Annotated in this window: 18 protein-coding genes and 2 pseudogenes; 15 read left to right on the forward strand and 5 right to left on the reverse strand. The window is 70.5% G+C overall.

Annotated elements, in window-relative coordinates:
• Window positions 1-29 precede the first annotated feature (29 nt).
• Window positions 30-797 (forward strand): SDR family NAD(P)-dependent oxidoreductase, encoded by a 768-nt coding sequence (locus FMEAI12_RS12625; protein WP_112106174.1) that lies wholly within the window; start codon window positions 30-32, stop codon window positions 795-797.
• 81 nt (window positions 798-878) lie between these two features.
• Here the strand turns inward: FMEAI12_RS12625 and FMEAI12_RS12630 are convergent, their stop codons facing one another.
• Window positions 879-1,676 (reverse strand): FadR/GntR family transcriptional regulator, encoded by a 798-nt coding sequence (locus FMEAI12_RS12630; protein ID WP_112106175.1) that lies wholly within the window; start codon window positions 1,674-1,676, stop codon window positions 879-881.
• Between the two features lie 345 nt (window positions 1,677-2,021).
• Window positions 2,022-3,320, reverse strand: a complete 1,299-nt coding sequence (locus tag FMEAI12_RS12640) for an SRPBCC family protein (protein WP_112106176.1) — start codon at window positions 3,318-3,320, stop codon at window positions 2,022-2,024.
• A 68-nt stretch (window positions 3,321-3,388) separates the two neighbouring features.
• On the opposite strand from FMEAI12_RS12640, the gene FMEAI12_RS12645 reads away from it, so the two are divergent.
• From FMEAI12_RS12645 to FMEAI12_RS12695, 12 genes and pseudogenes are all read left to right on the forward strand, one after another.
• On the forward strand, window positions 3,389-4,042 hold the full coding sequence (locus tag FMEAI12_RS12645) for a TetR/AcrR family transcriptional regulator (RefSeq protein WP_112106177.1): 654 nt from the start codon (window positions 3,389-3,391) through the stop codon (window positions 4,040-4,042).
• A gap of 202 nt (window positions 4,043-4,244) precedes the next feature.
• Window positions 4,245-9,191, forward strand: a complete 4,947-nt coding sequence (locus tag FMEAI12_RS12650) for a diguanylate cyclase (protein ID WP_112106178.1) — start codon at window positions 4,245-4,247, stop codon at window positions 9,189-9,191.
• 204 nt (window positions 9,192-9,395) lie between these two features.
• Window positions 9,396-9,638 (forward strand): annotated as a pseudogene (locus FMEAI12_RS39865) (WD40 repeat domain-containing protein); the annotation flags it as partial.
• Window positions 9,639-9,664: 26 nt separating this feature from the next.
• Complete coding sequence (locus tag FMEAI12_RS38065; RefSeq protein ID WP_235013936.1) at window positions 9,665-9,904, forward strand: WD40 repeat domain-containing protein; 240 nt, start codon at window positions 9,665-9,667, stop codon at window positions 9,902-9,904.
• 98 nt (window positions 9,905-10,002) lie between these two features.
• A complete protein-coding gene (locus FMEAI12_RS12660) occupies window positions 10,003-10,626 on the forward strand; it encodes a TetR/AcrR family transcriptional regulator (protein ID WP_112106180.1) in 624 nt (207 codons plus the stop codon).
• A 227-nt stretch (window positions 10,627-10,853) separates the two neighbouring features.
• Window positions 10,854-12,071, forward strand: a complete 1,218-nt coding sequence (locus FMEAI12_RS12665; protein ID WP_112106181.1) for an acetyl-CoA C-acetyltransferase — start codon at window positions 10,854-10,856, stop codon at window positions 12,069-12,071.
• 16 nt (window positions 12,072-12,087) lie between these two features.
• Complete coding sequence (locus FMEAI12_RS12670; RefSeq protein WP_112106182.1) at window positions 12,088-12,843, forward strand: SDR family oxidoreductase; 756 nt, start codon at window positions 12,088-12,090, stop codon at window positions 12,841-12,843.
• A gap of 1 nt (window position 12,844) precedes the next feature.
• Complete coding sequence (locus FMEAI12_RS12675) at window positions 12,845-13,624, forward strand: SDR family oxidoreductase (RefSeq protein ID WP_112106183.1); 780 nt, start codon at window positions 12,845-12,847, stop codon at window positions 13,622-13,624.
• 2 nt (window positions 13,625-13,626) lie between these two features.
• Entirely contained in the window at window positions 13,627-14,646 is a 1,020-nt protein-coding gene (locus FMEAI12_RS12680) for a phosphotransferase family protein (protein WP_112106184.1), read from the forward strand.
• Window positions 14,646-15,870: pseudogene (locus FMEAI12_RS12685) on the forward strand (acyl-CoA dehydrogenase family protein). Before FMEAI12_RS12680 ends, FMEAI12_RS12685 begins: the two are co-directional and overlap by 1 nt.
• A 52-nt stretch (window positions 15,871-15,922) precedes the next feature.
• Window positions 15,923-17,110: an acyl-CoA dehydrogenase family protein gene (locus tag FMEAI12_RS12690; protein WP_112106185.1), complete on the forward strand. Its 1,188-nt coding sequence runs from the start codon at window positions 15,923-15,925 to the stop codon at window positions 17,108-17,110.
• A complete protein-coding gene (locus tag FMEAI12_RS12695) occupies window positions 17,107-18,204 on the forward strand; it encodes an acyl-CoA dehydrogenase family protein (RefSeq protein ID WP_112106186.1) in 1,098 nt (365 codons plus the stop codon). Before FMEAI12_RS12690 ends, FMEAI12_RS12695 begins: the two co-directional genes overlap by 4 nt.
• Before the next feature lie 78 nt (window positions 18,205-18,282).
• Here the strand turns inward: FMEAI12_RS12695 and FMEAI12_RS12700 are convergent, their stop codons facing one another.
• From FMEAI12_RS12700 to FMEAI12_RS12710, 3 genes are all read right to left on the reverse strand, one after another.
• Entirely contained in the window at window positions 18,283-19,062 is a 780-nt protein-coding gene (locus tag FMEAI12_RS12700) for an SDR family NAD(P)-dependent oxidoreductase (RefSeq protein ID WP_112106187.1), read from the reverse strand.
• 218 nt (window positions 19,063-19,280) lie between these two features.
• Window positions 19,281-19,622, reverse strand: coding sequence for an Lsr2 family protein (locus tag FMEAI12_RS12705; RefSeq protein ID WP_020462046.1), 342 nt, complete (start codon window positions 19,620-19,622; stop codon window positions 19,281-19,283).
• A gap of 182 nt (window positions 19,623-19,804) precedes the next feature.
• Window positions 19,805-20,740, reverse strand: coding sequence for an AraC family transcriptional regulator (locus tag FMEAI12_RS12710; RefSeq protein ID WP_112106188.1), 936 nt, complete (start codon window positions 20,738-20,740; stop codon window positions 19,805-19,807).
• A gap of 101 nt (window positions 20,741-20,841) precedes the next feature.
• Here FMEAI12_RS12710 and FMEAI12_RS12715 point away from each other — a divergent pair, with 101 nt between their 5' ends.
• Entirely contained in the window at window positions 20,842-21,579 is a 738-nt protein-coding gene (locus FMEAI12_RS12715) for an SDR family oxidoreductase (RefSeq protein ID WP_112106194.1), read from the forward strand.
• An 89-nt stretch (window positions 21,580-21,668) separates the two neighbouring features.
• The coding region (locus FMEAI12_RS12720; protein WP_200835271.1) for a transposase domain-containing protein at window positions 21,669-21,888 on the forward strand (220 nt) is incomplete at its 3' end.

The following is a 21,888-nucleotide window of genomic DNA, read 5'->3' on the forward strand; positions in this document are numbered from 1 at the left end:
TTCTCCCGCCCGTCGCCCCGAGGAGCGTCATGAACCTGAAGTCCGTCCCGGCATTCGTCACCGGCGGCTCGTCCGGCCTGGGCCTCGCGACCGCGCGACGCCTGGCCGCCGCGGGAGCGGAGGTCGCGATCGCCGATCTCAACCCGCCGGGAGAGGATGTCCTCGCCGCGCTCGGTGACCGGGCCGTGTACATCGAGACCGACGTCGCCGACGAGGCCTCGGTGAACCACGCCCTGGACATGGCCCAGCAGGTGCACGGCACGCTGCGCGCTGTCGTGCACTGCGCCGGCCGCGGCGGAGACCGTGTCCGCATCCTCGACCGGGACGACCGGCCGGGTGCCCTGGACACCTTCGCCGAGGTCGTGCGGGTGAACCTGATCGGCACCTACAACGTGCTGCGCCTGGCGGCCGCGCGGATCGCCGCGGGCGAGCTCGTCGACGGCGAGCGTGGCGCCGTCGTGCTGACGGCCTCGGTCGCCGCGTTCGACGGCCAGATCGGGCAGACGTCCTACACCGCGTCGAAGGCGGGTGTGCACGGGATCACGCTCGTGGCCGCGCGCGACCTGGCCAGCCGGCAGATCCGCGTCAACACGATCGCGCCCGGCGTCTTCGACACCCCGATGCTGGCCCGGCTGCGCCCGGACATCCGCGAGGCGCTCGAGCGCACCGTGCCCCATCCCAGTCGGCTCGGCTCACCCGAGGACTACGCCCACATGGCGATCAGCCTGCTCGAGAACCCGTATGTGAACGGCGAGACCGTCCGGCTGGACGGGGCCATCCGGATGGCCCCTCGCTGAACCATCCCGTCCGCCGGCCGCCGGCGAAACCCGCCTGAACGTCCGTCCGAAACGGGTCCGGCGGCCGGCGCGCCGGCCGGGTCAGGAGAACAGTTCGACGACGGACTTGTTCCTGAGGTCGTCCTTGAGCAGGTACTGGGCCGCGGCCTCCATGTGCGAGCGCCAGTGCCGCTCCGCCATGTCGGCGTTCCGGTTCCGGATCAGGCTGATGAACCTCTCGTACGAGCGGATCACCCGCTGGAAGCGCTCCGGCGTGTCGTTCTCGTCGTAGCGCTGGACCCGCGTGCGGATGTGCGTCGCCACGATGTCCTGCAGGACCGCGCCCTGGACCGCCAGGGTTCTGTTGCCCGAGCGCTGCAGGATCAGTTCGTGGAAGCGGTAGGTCAGAGACGACCAGACGTCGGGGTCCGGCACGAACGTCCCGTGCTTGGCGACCTCGGCCTTCAGCGCCTCGACCACCTCGGTCAGATCGGCGATGTCCTGGTCCTCGCGCCGCTGCGCGAGCAGCCGCGCACAGGCCGGCTCGGAGACCATCCGGGCCTGGTAGACGTCGTCGATCGTCGTCCCCTGGATCTGCAGCTGCAGCCCGACGGCTCGGGCGGCGACCGAGAGGTCCGGCGTGGTCACCTGCGCCCCGCCGCGGCTGCCCCGGCGGACACTGATGAGCGACTCGGCCTCGAGGATGCGGAACGCCTCGCGCAAGGTTGGCCGCGACACACCGAACTGCTCCATCAGCTGGGTCTCGGGTGGCAGGGTCTGCCCGGTCCGCAACTCGCCCCGCACCACCTGACCTCGCAGGTGAGTTGCGATGATCTCAGCGGTCTTCGGGGCGCGCACGATCATGCCGACCTGCGCAGTCGAGCTTCTCAAGCCGCTCACGCACGCTCCAAATCGTCAGCTAGGTGTGAATAGAGTAGCTGGTGCTCTGATTGGCGTCAGATTCGTAGAGTACCGCTCTCCCTGCAGATGGTGATGTAGTAAAATTGTTAAGCTAAGTTAGCGTTAATGATAGCGTGGGTAGCGCCCGAGCCCCACGCGGGGGCGTGGTGGCCGCCTCGGAGCCGGGACACCCGGATCTCCCGCCCCTCGTCGAGCATCCGCCGGTGAGGCTGCGGGTGCTGAAGGTCACCTCCGCGAGCGTGTCGGGATCGCGTCCGCAGATCCCCACTCGGCAGCCTTCGGTCGACAGGTGGGCGGCGGTCGCGTGCCCGATGCCGCGCTGCTTCACCGGCTGCTTCGCGCGCTGACCAGATCCTCGCCGAGGCGGCTGCGGGTCTCGGATCCGCGGGCGGTGTCCGATCCGGCGGTAATGTCGGGCCCGCCCACACGGTCCGACCTGGTGCGGAGGTCGTCCCGCAGCCGGGCGAGCGTGCGCGCCATCGCCTTCGGAGTGCTGGTGGTGCGGCCGCTCAGCCGCTCGAACACCATGACGGGCGCCGCGCCGGAGAGCTCGAACGTCTGGCGGAGCCGGGTGCCGGCAGCGGTCGGGGTCAGCTCGAAGCGCCACAGCGTGCTGTCCGGCCTGGTACCGGTACGCACGGTGCGGTAGGCGAAGGCCACGCCCGGCTCGGCGGTGACGATCTCGCACTCCCGGCTCCAGCGGGCGCCCCGGAAACGGTTCCAGCCGCGGAAGCGGGCGCCCGGCAGCGGCGCGGCCGCGCCGTCGAGCCACGCGCAGCGGTAGCACTCCGGGCTGTGGCGCGCCATCCGGATGACGTCCGCGATCGCCTCGTACACCTGCTCCGGGGTGGCCTCGATGACGATCTCGGCCTGTCCTCGCAGGGTGACCGGTCCTGGGCTCGCGGCGGTGACGCCGTAGGCGGCGCGGACGCGGCGCTGGTAGCCACGGCGGGTGAGGGTGAGCAGCACCGGGAACACCGGCCCGAGCTGGGCGGCGGTCTCGGCCATCCGGGTCGGGTCGGCCGCGTCGAGCCACGGCAGTGCGAAGCCGAGCCGGATCCTGCTCCCGCGCTGCATCCGCTTCTCCATGGCGGCCAGTTCGTCGTCCGGTACCCGCTCGCGCAGGATCGGCACGACGATGGACTCCTCGACGGCAAGGTGCTCGTCCATCAGGGTGAACAGCGCAGTCGCGGCCGCGGCGAACTCGGCGGCGGCACCGGCCGAGCCCTCGGTCGGGCCCCCGGCTGCGGCCCGGTCGGAGGTGTCGTCCGACGCGCCGGTGGTGGCGGTCGCTGCCAGCCGGGCGAGTGCCGTGCGGACCCGTTCCATCAGCGGGTCCAGTACATCGTGGTCACCGGCGAGCCCGTCCAGGACGTCGAGCCCGTCCACGCGGTCGAAGGGGTCGGCGAACCGTCGCAGCAGCGGCCACAGGTGCGTGTCCTCGCCGACATGGTGGTGATGGATCACGTTGACGACCTCGTCGAGGTGCGTCCGCAGCGCGGTGAGCTGGGCCGGTCCGGCGTAGCGGCGGCCGGCGGCCAGCTGCGCGGCGAAGTCGGCCAGGCGGCGCGTCTCCGCGTGGATGCCCTCGTGAATCAGCAGGTAGGCGGTGGCGCTGGCCATCGGGGGTGCTCCCTTCCCTATGATCGATGCAGCGTGACAGTATTGGACCCAGTAGGGCTGGAGTTAAATTGGTCGGCAAGGCGACCCGCGCCTACCACTCGCCGCTGCGGGCCGCCCAGGCCCAGGCCACCCGCGCGGCGATCCTGGACGCCGCGGTCGTGGTCTTCGGTGAGCACGGCTACGCCGGGACCACGATGCGCGCCATCGCGGCTGAGGCCGGCGTCGCGGTCGAGTCGGTCTACGCACTGGCGGGCAAGGCACACCTGCTGGAGCTGGCGTTGGAACGCGCGGTGACCGGGGAAGGAGACGCCGACCGCGCGGACCTTCCCCTCGCCGAGCAGACCGGCTTCCGGGCGGCGCTGGACGCGCCCGACCAGCGTGAACAACTACGCCTGTTCGGACTGATGAGCATCGGCCCAGCCCGCCGTGTGGCGGCGATCAGCCGGGCGTTCATGCAGGCCAGCGTGGTCGACGAGGCTCTCGGGAAGCGTTGGCGGGAGCAGGAGGAACGGCGCTGCGCCGACATGCGGACGTTCGTCGCCGCGGTGGCGGCCCGGGGGCCGCTGCGGCCCGGGCTGACCGTCGACACCGCCACCCGCGACGTCTGGTCGACTCTCAACTGGTACACCACCTGGCTCCTGCTGGAGGAACGCCGCCTCGACGACCGTGCCTTCGCCCACTGGGTCGAGCACACCCTCGCGGCGCTGCTCCTGCCCGGCTGACGCGACCTGCCCGGCCACGATCTGACGTGGCGCTCGCCGTCGTGATCGCTGTGCTCGCGTCGCGGACATCTACCAGCGGGTCGGCCCTCGGCGGCGGCGGCGGTACCGGCGCGGGCCGTGGGCCAGCGGCTCGTTGCTTCGCCCATGATTGCGGGCAGGCTAGGGAAGTGAACTGTTTGTGGCGTGGCACGGGGGTGCGGGCATGGTGGCCAGACAGATGACCCCAGGCCGGGATCCTCCGATGACAGCGGCGTCACAAGTGGTGCTGCACGCGACGGATCAGACCCGGATCAGCCGGCTGGTGCTGCCGAGCGGTTGTGTGATCCGGAAGGAGCCGCTGGGCCCGGACGCGCAGCGCCGGGTGCGCCATGAGGTCGAAATCCTCGAACGGCTGGCGGGAGTCGAGGGCGTCGTGCACCTGGCCGCCGGGGCGGCGCAGTGCGCGGGATCGATCCTGCTGGCCGATGTCGGCGGCACGGCGCTGTCCCGGCGGGAGACCCCGCTGGAGCCGGTCGAGCTGATCGATCTTGCCGTGTCGCTGGCGCACGCGGTCGCGGGGATGCACCACCGGGGGGTGGTGCACCGGGACCTCTGCCCGGCGAACATCGTGGTGAGCGAGGACAGCGGGGCGCCGTACCTGATCGACTTCGCGCTCGCCACGACCTTCTCGGTGGTCCAGCCGGAGTTCGCCCATCACGGGGCCGCGGTCGGGACCGTGCCGTACCTGGCACCGGAGCAGACCGGACGGACCGGTCGTCCGGTCGACCAGCGGGCCGACCTGTACGCGCTGGGAGCCAGCCTGTACGAGCTGGCCACCGGCGCGCCGCCGTTCGGCACGGAGGACCCGATCAGGATCATTCATGATCATCTAGCTCGGGTTCCGGACCCGCCAGGGGCGGTCGAGCCGTCCGTGCCCCCCGCACTGTCCGAGATCATCATGCATCTGCTGGAGAAGGAGCCTGATGATCGCTACCAGACCGCCGAGGGGCTGGCGCATGACCTCGCGCTGGTGCGCCGCGGCGTGGTGGCGGTGCGCACCGGCGAGCACGATCTCCCGACACAGCCACTGGCGCCCTCCCGGCTGTGCGGGCGGGACCGGGACATCGACCAGCTTGACGCGGCGTTCGCCGAGGCCGTCACCGGGAAATCCCGCGGGGTCCTCGTCGCGGGCGCGCCGGGTGTGGGCAAGACATCCCTGGTCAACGCGCTGCGGCCGATCGCGGCTGGCGTCGACGGCTGGTTCGTGGCGGGCAAGTTCGACCAGTACCGCCGCGACCAGGAGTATGACGGAGTCCGACAGGGGCTGCGGGCGTTGGGCCGGCTGTTGCTGGCCGAGCCCGAGGACTACCTGGCCGAGGTGCGGGAGCGGATGCTGCAGGGCCTGGGTCCCAACGCCGGCCTGGTGACGGCCACCGTGCCGGAGCTGGCGGCGCTGCTGAAGGTTCCGCCGGAGCCGGGCGATCCGATGACCGCCCAGGCGCGGCTGTCGCGCACACCGGTCGAGGTGCTGCGCGCGGTGGTCTCCCCGGCGCGGCCGGTGGTGTTCTTCGTCGACGATCTGCAGTGGGCCGGGCGTACTCCCCTGGGCTTCGTCGATCTGGTCTTCACCGGCGAGGAGCAGATCGCCGGGCTGTTGCTGGTCGCCGCCTACCGCGAGGGTGACGTCGACGCCGCGCATCCGCTGGCCCCGATGCTGGCCCGCTGGTCCGACCAGACGGACGGCCCGCACCAGCTGCGCCTGGGCAGCCTGTCGCCCGTGGGACAGGCGGCCATGGTCGCCGACATGCTTCATCTGGCTCCGGAGCCCGCCGCCCGGCTGGCGCGGGCGATCACGCCCTCCACCGGCGGCAATCCGTACGACGTCGTGGAGCTGCTCAACTCGCTGCGGCGCGAGGGCGTCCTGACACCGGGCGCGGGAGGCTGGCGATGGGACGGGAAGGTGCTGCGCCGCCGGCTCGACCGGGTGGAGGTGACCGCGCTCCTGGCCGCCCGGATGTCCGCGCTGCCGTCCGAGAGCGCCGAGCTGCTGGCGGTGATGGCGAGCCTGGCGGGCCAGGTAGATCTTGATCTTCTCGCGGCCGCGACAGGCCTGCCGCCGAGCGAGGTCGAGCGGCGGCTCACGCCCGCCTTCAGCGACGGCCTGCTGGTGCTGCAGTGCGACGGGCGACCCGGTGTCCGGTTCAACCACGACCGGACGCGCGAGACCGTGTTGGATGGCAGCCCGGCGGGGGAGCAGCGCGCACGCCGGCTGCGGCTGGCGCGGCGGCTGGCCGACCGGCCGGAGTTCTTCGCCGTGGCTGCCGAGCAGTACCTGCACGTCGTGGACATGGTGCGCAGCACCGGCGAACGGCGCAGCGTGGTCGCGCTCTTTCGTCGCGCCACCGAAGAAGCGAGAGTACTGAGTAACTATCCGCTGGTGGAGAGGTTGCTGAGCGCAGCGGTCAGGCTTGTCGACCCGACCGACACCGACATGTTGATCGCCGTCCACACCGACCGGCATGCCGCTCTGTACTGCCTCGGCCAGCTGGACGACGCGGACGACACCTACCGGACCATCGACCGGTTGTGCACCCGGCCGACCCAGCTCACGTCCGCCACGATGGTTCAGGTCATCAGTCTCACCAACCGGGGCCGCGCCGGCGAGGCGATGCGGCTCGGCCTCGGCCAGCTGCGGCGTCTCGGCATGTCGGTTCCGGAGGAGAACGCGCTCGACGAGGAGATCGACCGCGGACTCGACGAACTTCGTCGGTGGATCGACACCACCGGCGAGTCGGATGATCTGCGCAAGCCGGAGATCACCGACCAGTCCCGCCTCAGCACCATCAGGCTCGTCAACCGGGTCATGGTCGCGGCGTTCTTCTACGACCACACGGTGATGGCCTGGCTGGCCATCAGGACTCTGCAGATGTGGGAACGCTACGGCCCGGATCGTGCCCTGGTGGGCCCGGCCAGCCACATCCCGATCGTGACCATTGTGCGCAGGGGTGACTACCACACCGGGGCACGCGTCCTGCGACGGATCCTCGCGGTTGCGCGGGCTCGCAGCTATGAGCCTGACGTGTGGCAGGCACTCTTCATCTACGTGATCACCTGTGGCCACTGGTTCGAGCCTCTGGAGGACAACCTCCCCGACGGCCGTCGTGCGCTGGAGGGCCTTCTGCTGGGCGGCGACCTGCAGAACGCGTGCTGGACCCACTACGCACTGGTGTGCGACCTGTTGGACTGCGCTCCGTCGCTCGACGTCTTCGCCACGGCGGTCGAGGAGGCACTCGCCTTCGCCCTGCGCACCGGAAACGGGCACGCCGAAGCAACCTTCCGGTCCTACCTCTGGATGGTGCGGGCGCTACGGGAACCCGTCGAGCTGGCCGGTGGCGACGCGGCCGAGCTGAGCCTGCTGGCGGCCGACCCGTTCTCCCTCGCCAACCAGCATGTGGCCCGGGCTCTCGCCGCGGCGGTTCTCGACCAACCGGTCGATGCGGCGCGGCATGCCGCGGCCGTGATGCCCTGCGGGGCCGCGATCGGGACTAACTATCCCATGGCGGTGGCGCGGGTGCTGCTCGCGATGACGCTGGCGGCACGGGCGCGGGCCGCGGGAGCGGATCAGCGCGACGCCGTGCTGGACGAGCTCGACGAACTGATCGAGTGGCTGGCCGCGCGCGCGGCAGACGCACCGAGCAACTTCCTGCATCTGCTGCGCCTGGTGGAGGCGGAACGGGCGTGGGCCGTCGGGGACTTCCACGAGGCGGCGTACACGTTCGACGTGGCGCTGCGCGAGGCGTCAGCCCGGATGCGCCCATGGCACCGGGCGTTCACTCTGGAACGCGCCGCACGCTTCTACCTGTCACACAGCATGGAGGCGGCCGGCCTCGCGTTCCTGCGGGCCGCCCGGGGCCAGTACCTGGAATGGGGCGCGACGGCGAAGGTCAGCCAACTCGACTGGGCCTACCCGGCGCTGCGGACCGCCGCCATGGCCGCGCCCGCGGGGCCGATCGTCCTCCCGCAGGCGGAGCAGTCCGGGCGTCGCTCGACCGTGGCGACCGGCACTGTCGACCTGCTCGCCGTGGTCGCCGCATCCCAGGCGCTCAGCTCCGAGACCAGCGTGGACGGCCTGCAGGCGAAAGTGGTGGGAATACTCTCCGAGATGACCGGCGCCACCAGCGTCCACCTCCTGCTGCGAGAAAAGGAGCAGGACCGATGGCTGGTACTCACCGGAGCCGGCGGCACCGTCTCGCTCCAGGAAGCCGGCCGGCGGCGCCTGCTGCCGGTCTCGGTCATCCGCTACGCCACCCGCACCCACGAACCCGTCGTCGTCGCCAACGCCACCCGGGACGACCGCTTTCACCGCGACCCCTACTTCGCCGGACTCAACCGCTGCTCGCTGCTCGCCGTCCCCGTCATGACCCGGGGCAGCCTGCGGGCGATGCTCCTGCTGGAGAACCGGATGATCCGCGGCGCGTTCTCCACCGAACGCCTCGAAGGCATGATGATCATTACGGGGCAGCTCGCGGTCTCGCTCGACAACGCCCTGATCTACGCGTCGCTGGAACGCAAGGTCGCCGAGCGAACCAGGCAGCTGGCCGCCACGAACAGGCAGCTTGCCGCGGCGAACCACCAGCTCGAACAGCTTTCGATCACCGACCCGCTCACCGGGCTGGCCAACCGGCGGCGTCTTGAGGAGGTACTGGCCGTCGAGTGGGAACGGGCCCGGCAGCACGCCGGGCCGATTGCGCTCGCCATGGTCGACATCGACCACTTCAAGCTCTACAACGACCACTTCGGGCACGCCGCCGGTGACCGGTGTCTGCAGCGGGTCGCCGCATGCCTCGCCGGGAACATCGGCGACACCCTGCTCGCCGCCCGCTACGGGGGAGAGGAGTTCACCGTCGTGATGCCCGACACCGACCTGGCCACCGGTGCCCAGGTCGCCCGGCATCTGTGCCGTGCCGTCGAGGACCTGGCCGAACCGCACCCGCTGACGGCCGAGCGCATCATCACCGTCAGCATCGGCGTCACCGCGACAGTCCCCGCCGCCGCGGCCTCCGACGCGGCAACAGGCGACGGCATGGTCGCCTTTGTCAAGGCCGCGGACACCGCGTTGTACCGGGCGAAACACAGTGGACGTAACCAGGTGGAGACCGCAGTGCGGTAACGCTCGCCGCGGCCGGTGTCGCCGCCCTCCTCGCGAACCACGGCCTCTCGGCCTCCCGGGCCGCCCGGACTTCCCGCATCTCGGAGGACACCCGGATCTCTGAGGAGACCTCCGAGGACATCCGGACCTCGGGCGAACTCGAGCCCACCACCAGGTGACCGCCGTCGTATTAACCGGATTTGTGTCCAGCAATGTGGAAATACCGTGGAGGGGCGGGTCCGTCATCGGCTGAGCGCTCACGACGGTCGCGCCGAATCCCTCGCGTTCAGTCCGGACGGCCGGCACCTCGTCACCGGTGGCGACGACCACAAAGTCCGGATCTGGGATGTCGAGAGGGGGTCGCGGACCGAAGCCCACACCCCGGACGAGCACCACCGTAAGGTGACACACGTCGCGTACCATCCCGACGGCCGCAGGGTGGCAAGCACCAGCCATGACGGGAAGGTACGGATCTGGAACGTCGAGACCGGCCGGTGCCTACGGGGGTCGTGCGCAACAACCCGACCTACGCGACCGCCGTGGCGTACAGCCCGACCGGGGAGTACCTGGCAGCCGGCTCCGACCGTGGCGTCGACGACCCGGGCGGGATCGCGTCCATGGCCCTGTCGGCGGACGGCCGACGTCTGGCCACCGGCGACATCGAAGGGTTCGTGACGGTACGCGACCTGACGACAGGCGAGATTGTCCAGACGCTCCCGCCACGGGCCGGCTGAATCGGCCGTCCGCGCGCGACACCGGCCCGGCTTCCGTCATCCGGTTCACCGTCGGGTCCGCATATTCTGACCGTGTCGCCTCCAGGAGGAGTGGTCGGATGGCAGACCAGTCCGCGCGCCGCGTGGGGCGCCCGCCGTCCACGGTCGACGGGCGGACGGTGCCCGAGCGGCTGCTCGGCGTTGCGCTCAAGCTGTTCGCCGAAAAGGGCTTCGAAGGGACCTCGGTCCAGGACGTGGTGGCGGCGGCCGGAGTGACCAAGGGCGCGATGTATCACTACTTCGGCTCCAAGGACGACCTGCTCTACGAGATCTACGGGCGGGTACTGCGCATGCAGACAGACCGGCTCGAGAAGGCCGCCGCCCACGAGGGGCTGGTCGAGGAACGTCTTCACGCGGCGGCCGCCGACGTGGTGGTCACGACGATCGAGAACCTCGAAAGCACTACGATCTTCTTCCGTTCGCTGCACCAGCTGAGCGAGGAGAAGCAGAAGGCGGTGCGCCGCGAACGCCGGCGTTACCACCAGACCTTCCGTGCCATGATCGAAGAGGGGCAGGCCTCCGGCGTCTTCCGTGACGACCTGGACGCGGACCTGATCGTCGACTACTTTTTCGGCTCCGTGCACCACCTGCCGATGTGGTGGAAGCCCCACGGCCGGCTCTCCGAGCGCGAGATCGGCCGGTCATTCGCCGACCTCCTGCTGGCCAGCCTGACCTCGCACTGACCTCACGCTAACCACGCGCTAACCACGCGCGCCGGCCTCGCGTCGGCCACGGCCGACCAGGCTCCACGTCATCGGCGATGTAACCGTTGACAGGCCTGGTCGCTCCCGGCATCCTCAATACCGACCAGACGGTATGTACCTCGGGTGGTGACAACCCCGTGGAGGTTCCGCGGCGGAGTGGATCAGGCGGATTTGAACAACGCCTGGTTCGCAGGGAAGGAATCTCGATGCCGGAAGTCGTGATCGTCGCCACCGCCCGCTCGCCGATCGGCCGTGCGGTGAAGGGCTCCCTGAAGGACATGCGTCCGGACGACCTCACCGTCCAGATGGTGCGGGCGGCGCTGGCCAAGGTGCCCGAGCTCGACTCGGCCGAGATCGACGACCTGGTGCTCGGCTGCGGTCAGCCGGCGGGGGAGTCGGGCAACAACCTGGGCCGTGCCGTCGCCGTGATGGCCGGTCTGGACCACGTGCCCGGCACCACCGTGAACCGCTACTGCTCCTCGAGCCTGCAGAGCACCCGGATGGCGATGCACGCGATCAGGGCGAGGGAGGGCGAGGTGTTCCTCTCCGCCGGGGTCGAGACCGTGAGCCGGTACTTCAAGGGCAACGCCGACAACCTGCCCGACACCCGGAACCCGGTGTTCGCCGAAGCGCAGGCCCGTACCGAGAGGTTCGCCGCCGGTGGCCAGACCTGGGCCGACCCCCGCGGCGAGGGCCGGCTGCCTGACCTCTACATCGCGATGGGACAGACCGCTGAGAACGTCGCCCAGCTCAAAGGGGTCACCCGGGCGGATCAGGACGCGTTCGGCGTGCGCAGCCAGAACCTCGCGGAGAAGGCGATCGCGGACGGCTTCTGGGCCCGTGACATCACCCCGGTGACCCTTCCCGACGGCACCCGGGTCACCGGGGACGACGGGCCGCGGGCCGGCGTCACGCTGGAGGCGGTCGCGGCGCTGAAACCGGTGTTCCGCCCCGACGGCACGGTCACGGTCGGCAACTGCTGCCCGCTCAACGACGGTGCCGCCGCGGTGGTGATCATGTCTGACGCGAAGGCGAGGTCGCTGGGCGTCACGCCGCTGGCCCGGATCGTCTCCACCGGCGTCACCGGTCTCTCGCCGGAGATCATGGGGCTCGGCCCGGTCGAGGCCTCGAGGCAGGCGCTGGCCCGGGCCGGTCTCACCATCGACGACATCGACCTGGTCGAGATCAACGAGGCCTTCGCCGCCCAGGTGATCGCGTCGGCCCGTGAGCTCGGCATCGACGAGGACAGGCTGAACGTGAACGGCGGCGCGATCGCGGTCGGCCACCCGTTCGGCATGACCGGGGCCCGGATCACCAGCACGCTGATCAACTCTCTGCGGTACCACGACAAGCAGTTCGGGCTGGAGACCGTGTGCGTCGGCGGCGGCCAGGGCATGGCGATGGTCATCGAGCGGCTGAGCTGAACGGAAGGGCCAAGTGATGACCACGAGGTTCTCAGGGCAGACCGCGATTGTCACCGGAGCCAGCCGGGGGATCGGCCTGGCCATCGCCGAGCGGCTGGTCGCCGACGGCGCGAAGGTCGTCGTCACCGCCCGCAGGCGGGAGGCGCTCGACGAGGCCGTCGCCCACCTCGGTGGACGTGAGCACGCGCTCGGCGTGGCCGGCCACGCCGACGACCTCGACCATCAGGCCGAGGTGGTCAAGAGGGCGATCGACACCTTCGGAAGCGCCGACCTGCTGGTCAACAACACCGGCATCAATCCCACCTTCGGCCCGATGACCGAGCTGGAGCCGGCCGCCGCGCGGAAGATCGTCGAGGTCAACTGCATCGCCGCGCTGTCCTGGGTGCGGCAGGTGCACCAGGCCTGGATGAAGGAACACGGTGGCGCGGTCGTCAACGTCTCCTCGGTCGCCGGCCTCAGGCCCGCGCCCGGGATCGGCTTCTACGGCGCCAGCAAGGCGATGCTCACCCACATCACCCGGCAGCTCGCCGTCGAGCTCGGCCCGGACATCCGGGTCAACGCCGTCGCCCCCGCGGTGGTGAAGACGGCGTTCGCCACCGCGCTTTACGCGGGCCGCGAGGAGGAGGTCGCCGCCGCATACCCGCTGAAACGACTCGGGACGCCCGCGGACGTCGGCGGCGTGGTCGCGTTCCTGCTCTCCGACGACGCCGCGTGGATGACCGGTCAGCTGCTCGTCGTGGACGGCGGCGTCGCCCTCACCAGTGGCTTCTGACATGGCCGCGAGCGACCAGGGCATGGTTGTCACCGGCGCCGGGCACGGCATCGGCCGGGCGATCGCCACCCGGCTGGCCGCCGAGGGCGCGCGTGTCGTGGTCAACGACCTCGACGCAGAGGCAGCCGAGCGGGTAGCCGCTGAGATTGGCGGACACGCCCTCCCAGGGGACGCCGCCACCGAGGACGGGCTCGCGACGCTCGTCGACTCCGCCCGCGGACATCTCGGCGAGATCGACATCTGGTTCGCCAACGCCGGCATCGACCGGGGCAAGGGCCTGGCCGCCACCGAGGCGGACTGGACGGCCAGCCTCGAGGTCAACGTGCTCGCGCATGTGCGCGCCGCGCGCCTGCTGCTGCCAGGCTGGGTGGAGCGCGGGGCGGGCAGGTTCGTGGTCACCGCGTCCGCGGCCGGACTGCTCACCATGCTCGGCAGTCCGACGTACTCGGTCAGCAAGCACGCCGCGGTGGCCTTCGCCGAGTGGCTGTCAGCGACCTACCGGCACAGGGGCGTGATCGTCCAGGTGGTCTGCCCCCAGGGGGTGAAGACCCGGATGTTCGACGAGGCCGGCGAGCTCCAGGATCTCCTCAGCCTGGACACCGTGCTCGCCACGGAGGACGTGGCCGAGGCGGTGTGGCAGGGCCTGCGGGACGGCCGGTTCCTGGTGCTGCCGCATCCGGGCGTGGGCGACTACTACGCCGCCCGGGCCGCGGACCCGGACCGGTGGCTGACCGGGATGAACAGGCTTCAGCAACGCCTGGAGAGCCGAAGGGCCGTTTGACGATGCCGCAGAGCCTGCCCGGCCTCGACCTGCCCCGGCTCACCGCCTGGTTCACCACCTCGGTGCCCGGAACGGAGGGGAACCTGTCCGCGCGCCTGATCGCCGGCGGCAAATCCAACCTCACCTACGAGGTGACCGACGGGAAGAACACCTGGATCGTCCGCCGCCCGCCGCTTGGGCACGTGCTCGCGACCGCGCACGACATGGCGCGGGAGTTCCGGCTGATGTCGGCGCTGCAGGACACCGGGGTGCCGGTTCCGAGGACATACGCGCTGTGCCGGGACGAGTCGGTACTGGGTGCGCCGTTCTACGTCATGGAGCGGGTGGCGGGCACACCGTACCGCCACGCCGCCGAACTGGAAGCGCTCGGCCCGGAACGCACCCGGCTGATCTCGGGCAGCCTCGTGGACACCCTTGCCGCGCTGCACGAGGTCGACCCGGCGGCGGTCGGGCTGGCCGACTTCGGCCGCACCGAGGGGTTCCTGGCCCGCCAGGTGGGCCGGTGGAAGAAACAGCTCGACGCGTCGCGCAGCCGCGACCTGCCCGCCGCCGACGAGCTGCACGCCCGCCTCGCGGCTGATGTTCCCTCGGACTCGGCGCCGGGCATCGTGCACGGTGACTATCGGCTTGACAACGTCCTCATCGACGAGTCCGACCGGCTGGTCGCGGTCATCGACTGGGAGATGGCCACGCTGGGAGACACGCTGACCGACCTGGCGTTGCTCGTGTTGTACCAGCGGTTGGGCACGATGCTCGGTGGCACCTTCGTCGACGCCTCCTCAGCCCCCGGTTTTCTCAACGAGGCCGAGATCCTCACCCGGTACACCGCCCACAGCGCCCGTGACCTGTCCCGCTTCGGGTTCTACCTCGGGCTCGCGTCCTTCAAGCTGGCCGCGATCCTTGAGGGCATCCACTACCGCGGCCTCCACGGTCAGACCGTCGGCCCGGGTTTCGAGCACATCGGCGAGGCCATCCATCCCCTGCTTGACGCCGGCCTGACCGTACTCAGGGAGCGCACCTGATGGACTTCGCCCTCGACGCGAAGACCGAGGAGCTGCGTGACAGCCTCCTCGACTTCATGGACACCCAGGTGAACCCGGCCGAGCCGGTATTCCATGAACAGCTCGGCCAACTGCGGAACAAGTGGGCCTGGGACTCCGCGCCCGCATTCGCCGGGCTGCGCGCGCAGGCGCGGCCTGTGGAACCTCTTCCTCCCGGGCGAACACGGCGGCGGGCTCACCAATCTGCAGTACGCCCCGCTCGCCGAGATCACCGGCCGCATCCCGCACCTCGCACCAGCCGCCCTGAACTGCGCAGCCCCCGACACCGGGAACATGGAGGTGCTCTCGATCTTCGGCACCGCCGAGCAGAAGAAGGAGTGGCTGGAGCCACTCCTCGAGGGCGAGATCCGCTCGTCGTTCGCGATGACCGAGCCCGACGTGGCATCCTCCGACGCCACCAACATCACCACCTCGATCGTGCGGGACGGCGACGAGTACGTCATCAACGGCCGCAAGTGGTGGATCACCGGCGCGATGAACCCCAACGCCCGGATCCTCATCGTGATGGGCAAGACCGACCCCGCCGCGGACCGGCACCGCCAGCAGTCGATGATCCTCGTCCCGCGTGACGCCCCCGGGGTCGAGATCAGGCGCGGCATGGAGGTGTTCGGGTACGACGACCACGAGCACGGCGGCCACGCGGAGATCGTGTTCGCCGACGTCCGGGTTCCGGTGAGCAACCTGATCGGCGAGGAAGGCCAGGGCTTCGCGATCGCGCAGGCCCGGCTCGGCCCCGGCCGGATCCATCACTGCATGCGCTCCATCGGCATGGCCGAGCGGGCCATCGAGCTCATGTGCGAGCGGGCCGGTGACCGGGTCGCGTTCGGCAAGCCGCTAGCCGAGCAGGGAGTGGTCCGGGAGTGGATCGCCGAGTCCCGGGTCCGGGTCGAACAGCTGCGGCTGCTGGTACTCAAGACCGCCTGGCTGATGGACACCGTCGGTAACAAGGGTGCCCACACCGAGATCCAGGCGATCAAGATCGCCATCCCCGCCGCCGTCGAGTGGATCCTCGACAAGGCCATCCAGGTGCACGGTGCCGCCGGCCTCAGCCAGGATCTGCCGCTGGCACGTTGCCAGGCCCAGATCCGCACCCTGCGGTTCGCCGACGGCCCCGACGAGGTGCACAGGAACGCCTTGGCGCGCACCGAGATCCGACGCCAGGCCGAGGCGAGGAAGTCGCCATGACGATCAGCCAGATCCGGCCCTCCCGGGCCGCCCGGCACCGTACGGAGGCCCGATGAACCGTGATCTTCCCGAGGAACTCCACCAGCGCGTGGAACAGTTCCTCGCCGAGCACGACACGGCGACCACGGAGCGCGTGACCTGGCTCCGGGCGCGGTTCGACGCCGGGCTGGCCTGGGTGTCCTTCCCCGAGGGCCTGGGCGGGCTGGGTCTGCCGCAGGCACTGCAGGCCGAGGTGGACCGTCTCCTCGACGAAGCCGGGGCGCCTGACAACAACCGGCAGGCCAATGGCATCGGCCTGGGCATGGCCGCGCCGACGATCCTCAGGTTCGGGACCGACGAGCAGAAGCGGCGTTTCCTGCGGCCGCTGTGGACCGGTGAGGAGATCTGGTGCCAGCTTTTCAGCGAGCCCGGCGCCGGCTCCGACCTTGCCGGTGTCGCCACCCGCGCGGTTCGTGACGGCGACACCTGGCTGGTCAACGGGCAGAAGGTGTGGACCTCGGGCGCCCACCAGGCCCGGTTCGCGATCCTGCTCGCCCGCACGAACCCCGACGTGCCGAAGCACGGTGGGCTGACCTACTTCCTGTGCGACATGACCGACCCCGGCGTCGACGTCCGGCCGCTGCGCCAGATCACCGGCGAAGCGGAGTTCAACGAGGTCTTCCTCACCGACGTGTCGATTCCCGACAGCCAGCGGCTCGGTGCCGAGGGGGAGGGCTGGAAGGTCGCCAACGCCACGTTGAACAACGAGCGGGTGGCGATCGGCGGCAGAGCCGCACCTCGCGAGGGCGGCATGATCGGGGTGGTGGCCGACACCTGGCGAGCCCACCCGGAGCGCCGTACTCCCGGGTTTCATCACCGGCTGCTCGGGCTGTGGGTCGAGGCCGAGGTCGCCCGGCTCACCGGCCAGCGGCTGCGGCAGAAGCTCGCACTCGGTCAACCCGGCCCGGAGGGCGCGGCGATGAAGCTCACCTTCGCTCGGCTCACCCAACAGCTCAGTGGGCTGGAACTGGAGCTGCTCGGTGAGGACGGCCTGCGCTACTCCGACTGGACCATGGTCCGGCCTGACAAGGTCGACATGACCGGCCACGACGCCGGCTACCGCTACCTACGCGCCAAGGGCAACTCCATCGAGGGCGGCACCTCGGAGATCCTGCGCAACATCATCGCCGAACGGATCCTCGGCCTGCCCGCCGAGCCGCGCGTCGACAAGGACATCCCCTGGAAGGAGCTGCCCCGGTGAGCGAGCTCGATCTGCTCTACACCGACGTCGAGGACGACCTGCGCTCCTCCGTGCGTGATCTGCTTGCCGACCACTGCGACCCGGCCGCGGTGATCGCGGTCTACGACGGCGACCGGTCCCTCGTGGGCGGGCTGTGGAAGGCCCTGGCCGTCGACCTCGGCCTCGCCGGCCTGCTGGTGCCCGAACACCGCGGCGGTGCGGGTGCGTCGGCCCGTGAGGCCGCCGTAGTGCTGGAGGAGCTCGGCCGCGCGGCGGCACCGGTGCCGTTCCTCACCAGCGCCGTCGTCGCGACCGCCGTCCTGCTGGAGGCGGAGACGGACCTCCTGCCCCTGCTGGCCGAGGGGAAGCGGACCGCCTGCCTCGTCGTGCCACTCTCGATCGGCCCCGCCGACGGAGAACTGCCGTCGGTCCGGGCCGAGGCCGGGGGTCGGCTCACCGGCACCATCACCAGCGTGGCGGGGGCCCTGGAGGCCGACGTACTGCTGGTGCCGGCCCGGACGACCGACGGCCTGGCCGTATTCGCCGTCGACACCACCGCGGCTGGCGTGACGCCGGTGGTCTCGCTGGATATGACACGCCAGCTCGCGGACGTCACCCTCGCCGGCGTGGCCGGCGAGCTCGTGGTCCGGGACGCCGAGCCCGCGATCCGTCGTGCTTTGGAGGCCGGGGCCGCCCTGCTCGCCTCCGAACAGCTGGGCGTGGCCTGTTGGTGCCTCGACACGACGGTGGCCTTCCTCAAGGAACGCCGGCAGTTCGGCCGTGCGCTTGGTGGCTTCCAGGCCCTCAAGCATCGTCTCGCGGACCTCTACACCGGCGTCGAGTCCATGAACGCCGCTGCCCGCCATGCCGCCGCAGCGCTCGCGGCCGGCGATCCGGACGTTCCCGTGGCGACCGCGGTGGCGCAGGTCTACTGCGGCGACCTCGCGGTCACCGCCGCCGAGGAGGCGGTGCAACTGCACGGCGGCATTGGGATGACCTGGGAGTACCCGGCGCACCTGTACCTCAAGCGGGCCAAGGCCGACCAGATCGCGTTCGGCGCGCCGGGCGCCCACCGTGTCCGGCTCGCGGGACTCGTCGGACTGGAGACGTGGTGATCGGGACTGGAGACGTGATGATCGAGATCGGGGCGTTCCGCTCGCCGGGTGTTCTGTGTTTCGAGACGTAGGGCTGGCTCAGTACCCGCTGGCGCTCGGTCGACCCTGAGCGCCGTCCACGGCGATGGTGGCTCCGTTCACCCAGCTGGCCCGCTCTGAGAGCAGGAAGGTCACCACGTCCGCGACCTCGTCGACGGTGCCCAGTCGCCGGGCGGGGAAGTCCCGCTGGACGAACTCGTCGAACTCGTTCGGGTGGCGCCGGGAGTACCTCTCCCACCCGCCGCCGGGGAAGAGGACGGACCCCGGGCTCACGGCGTTGACGCGGATGTCGAGCGGGCCCAGTTCTCGGGCGAAGGCCGACGCCAGGTAGTTCTCCGCGGCTTTGGCCGCCCCGTACTGCGCCCGTGGCGACGGCTTCGACGCGGAGATCGACGAGACGATGACGACTGCCCCGCCGCCGTTCATCTGCATGTGCGGCACGGCGGTGCGGATCGCCCGGACGGCGTGTCCGGTGTTGAGCTCGAACGTCTGCGCCCAGTCCTCGGGGGTGGAGTCGAGCAGGCCGCCTCCGACGGTGCCGCCGACGTTCGCGACCAGCAGGTCGACGCCGCCGAGGGCCTCGGCGGCGGCATCGACGAAGCGTTCGACCTCGCCCGGTCTGGTCACGTCGGCGATGACGCCGACGACGTCGGACTCGGCGCGTCCAAGGCCCGCTGTCGCTTCCGCGAGCGTGTCGGGATCGCGTCCGCAGATCCCTACCCGGCAGCCTTCGGTCGACAGGCGGGCGGCGATCGCGTGCCCGATGCCGCGCGAGCCTCCGGTGACGAGCGCGACCTTACCGTTCAGATGAAGATCCACTAGAGTGCGTCCGCCCGCCGATCGTGCGTCGAACCTGCCCCGGTACTGTTCCGCGCCGCATGACCGGTTCCAGGTGGCATCTGGACGCTCGGGAACGACGGGCTCGGCCGGGCCCGGACCGAGCGGACCGCGTGCCAGGCCCGCCCGGGACCACCTCGGTGATGCCCTCACCGCGCGATCGGAGGTAGCACGGCACGACGGTCACCCCGGACTGGTGCTCAGTGAGCCTTGTCGAAAGCCTCGACGATGTTCGACGCGATACGACCCCGGTCGCTCACCGTGTAGCCGTTGCTGCGCGCCCACTCGCGGATGTCGGCGGTGCGGTCGGTTCCCGCGGAACGCGGCGAGGCGGCGCGCGGGCCGCGCCGTCCGCTGCCGGCGCGGCCACCGGACCGGCGTGCCGCCGTCACGAACGAGGCCAGTGACTCCCGCAGTTTTGTGGCGTTCGTCTCTGACAGGTCGATCTCGTAGTGTGCGCCGTCCAGCCCGAACCGGACGGTCTCCTCGGCCGTCTCTCCGCTGAGGTCGTCGATCAGCGAAACGATGGTCTTCTGCGCCATGAGTATTCCTCGTTCATACGTGCGGACCGTGTATCCGCGATGTATTGCATACCGTATCGCGTAATCGCACGGATGGGCCTGTCGCATCCGCCGAAATCGGCTAATCATGACCGGATGGCTTCCGGATGGGAGCATCACATCGGGCTTGTGGAGCACTCTTGGGTGGCTCATGGGCCGGCGGGTCAGGAGCCGCGGGCGGAGTCCCGTGCGCTGACGCGATACCGGCCCGGTGGCTGCGAGCGGGCGCGGGTGAAGGCGCGGTTGAAGGCGTAGACCGAGGTGTACCCGACCGACCTGGCGATGCTTTCCAGCGTGTCGTCGGTGTCCCGCAGCCGGCGGGCCGCGAGGTCCATCCGCCAGCGGGTGAGGTAGGCCCCGGGCGTCTCGCCGACTACCGCGGGGAACCGCCGCGACAGCGTGGCACGGGACACGGAGATCTCACCGGCCAGGGCCTCGGTGGTCCAGGCGCGCGCGGGATCCTCATGGAGCTTCGCGACCGCGGCGCCGACAACCGGATCGTCGAGGACACCCAGCCAGGAGGCCGCGGGCCGGGCCTGGCCGGTCGCAAGCCACACCCGCAGCAGCTGGATGAGGAGGATGTCGACGAGCCTGTCCAGGACGACGGCTGTCCCGAGCCGCGGATGGGCGAGTTCACGCCCGAGCAGCCGAACGGTGTCCTCGAGGCACCCCCCGGCGTTGTCCGCACGGATGTGGACCAGGTCGGGAAGCAGGGTGAGGACCTGGGTCGTGACGGCGGGGTCATGCGAGTAGTGCGCGCACAGGATGTGGGTGCGGACCGGGCCGGAGCCGATCCTCACCGCGCCGGAGTCGGCCCACTCCCAGCTGTCGAAGGCGTGCGCACCGGTTCGAGCCAGGGTGTCGGTGTCGCTCGCCAGGACGTGTTCGGTGCCGCTCGGCAGGAGAACGACGTCACCGGGCATGAGCTGGCGGGCGGACTGGCCCGGGCCCGCCAGCCAGGCTGTTCCCGCGGTGACCGCGTGGAAGGCGGCGCCGCGCGAGGCCGCCGCCCACCAGCCCCAGTTCTCCCCGGCCTCGATCCTCGCCCCGAGGGCGCCGCGAACCCCCGAGACCGCCAGCACGTCGGCGAGGACATCCACGGACGCAGCGTACCGGGAAGCCGCGTGTGGTGAGGCAGACGGATATCAGAATGAGAACCTCAGGCATCCACACGCTCATGGTCGCGCCCTACGGTTCATCCATGGACCTCTCCGGAAGCATCGCCCTCGTCACCGGCGCGAACCGCGGCATCGGCCGCCACTTCGTCGAACAGCTCCACGACCGGGGGGCGTCGAAGATCTACGCCACGGCGCGCAGCCCCCGGTCGGCCGACCTCCCCGGTGTCGAGACGCTGCCGCTCGACATCACCGACCCGGACTCGGTCGCCGCGGCCGCCGTCGCGGCATCCGACGTCACGCTGCTGGTCAACAACGCCGGCGTGTCCACCGCGCAGAATCTCGTCACCGGCGATCTGACGAAGATCCGTCTTGAGATGGACACCCACTTCTACGGAACCCTCGCGATGGTGCGCGCGTTCGCCCCGGTGCTCGCCGGCAACGGCGGCGGCGCGGTCCTCAACGTCCTTTCCAGGCTGTCCTGGCTGTCCTATCTCGGGGCCAACGCCTACAGCGCGGCCAAGGCCGCCGAGTGGAGCCTGACCAACGGAATCCGCCTGGAGCTGCGTGAGCAGGGCACCCTCGTCACGGGTCTGGTCCTGAGCAGCACCGACACCGACATGATGGCCGGCTGGGACATCCCGAAGAACGATCCGGCCGATGTCGTACGTGCGGCGTTGGACGGCCTGGAGGCCGGGCGGTTCGAGATCCTCGCCGACCGGGACAGTGCCGAGGCCAAGGCGGCGCTCAGCACCGACCCGGGTGTCCTGTACGCCCAGACCGGATGCAATGCCGTGAAGCTTAAGTCGATCTTGGATGGCTGATCTTCTGCTGTTCTTGGCTGGTGGGTTGGTACGGCGTGGCGGCGTGGCATCTGTGCTGGTGGGTGGTTTGGTCACGGTTCGTGGCTTCGATGGTGACCCCGGACCAGGTGTCGGTCGGGGTGTTGGTGACGGCGGTGCCGCGTGACGCGGTGGACGAGGCGGTCGCGGCCTGTGGGGTCGGCGAGCGGCGCAGGGGCGGGAAGCTCCCGCCGCATGTGACGGTCTATCTGACGTTGGGGATGTGCCTGTTCCCGGACGACGACTACGCCGAGGTCGCGGCGAAGGTCACCGGGTCGCTGGACCGGTTCG

The organism is Parafrankia sp. Ea1.12 (assembly GCF_900465275.1).
In the GTDB taxonomy this organism is placed as follows: domain Bacteria; phylum Actinomycetota; class Actinomycetes; order Frankiales; family Frankiaceae; genus Parafrankia; species Parafrankia soli.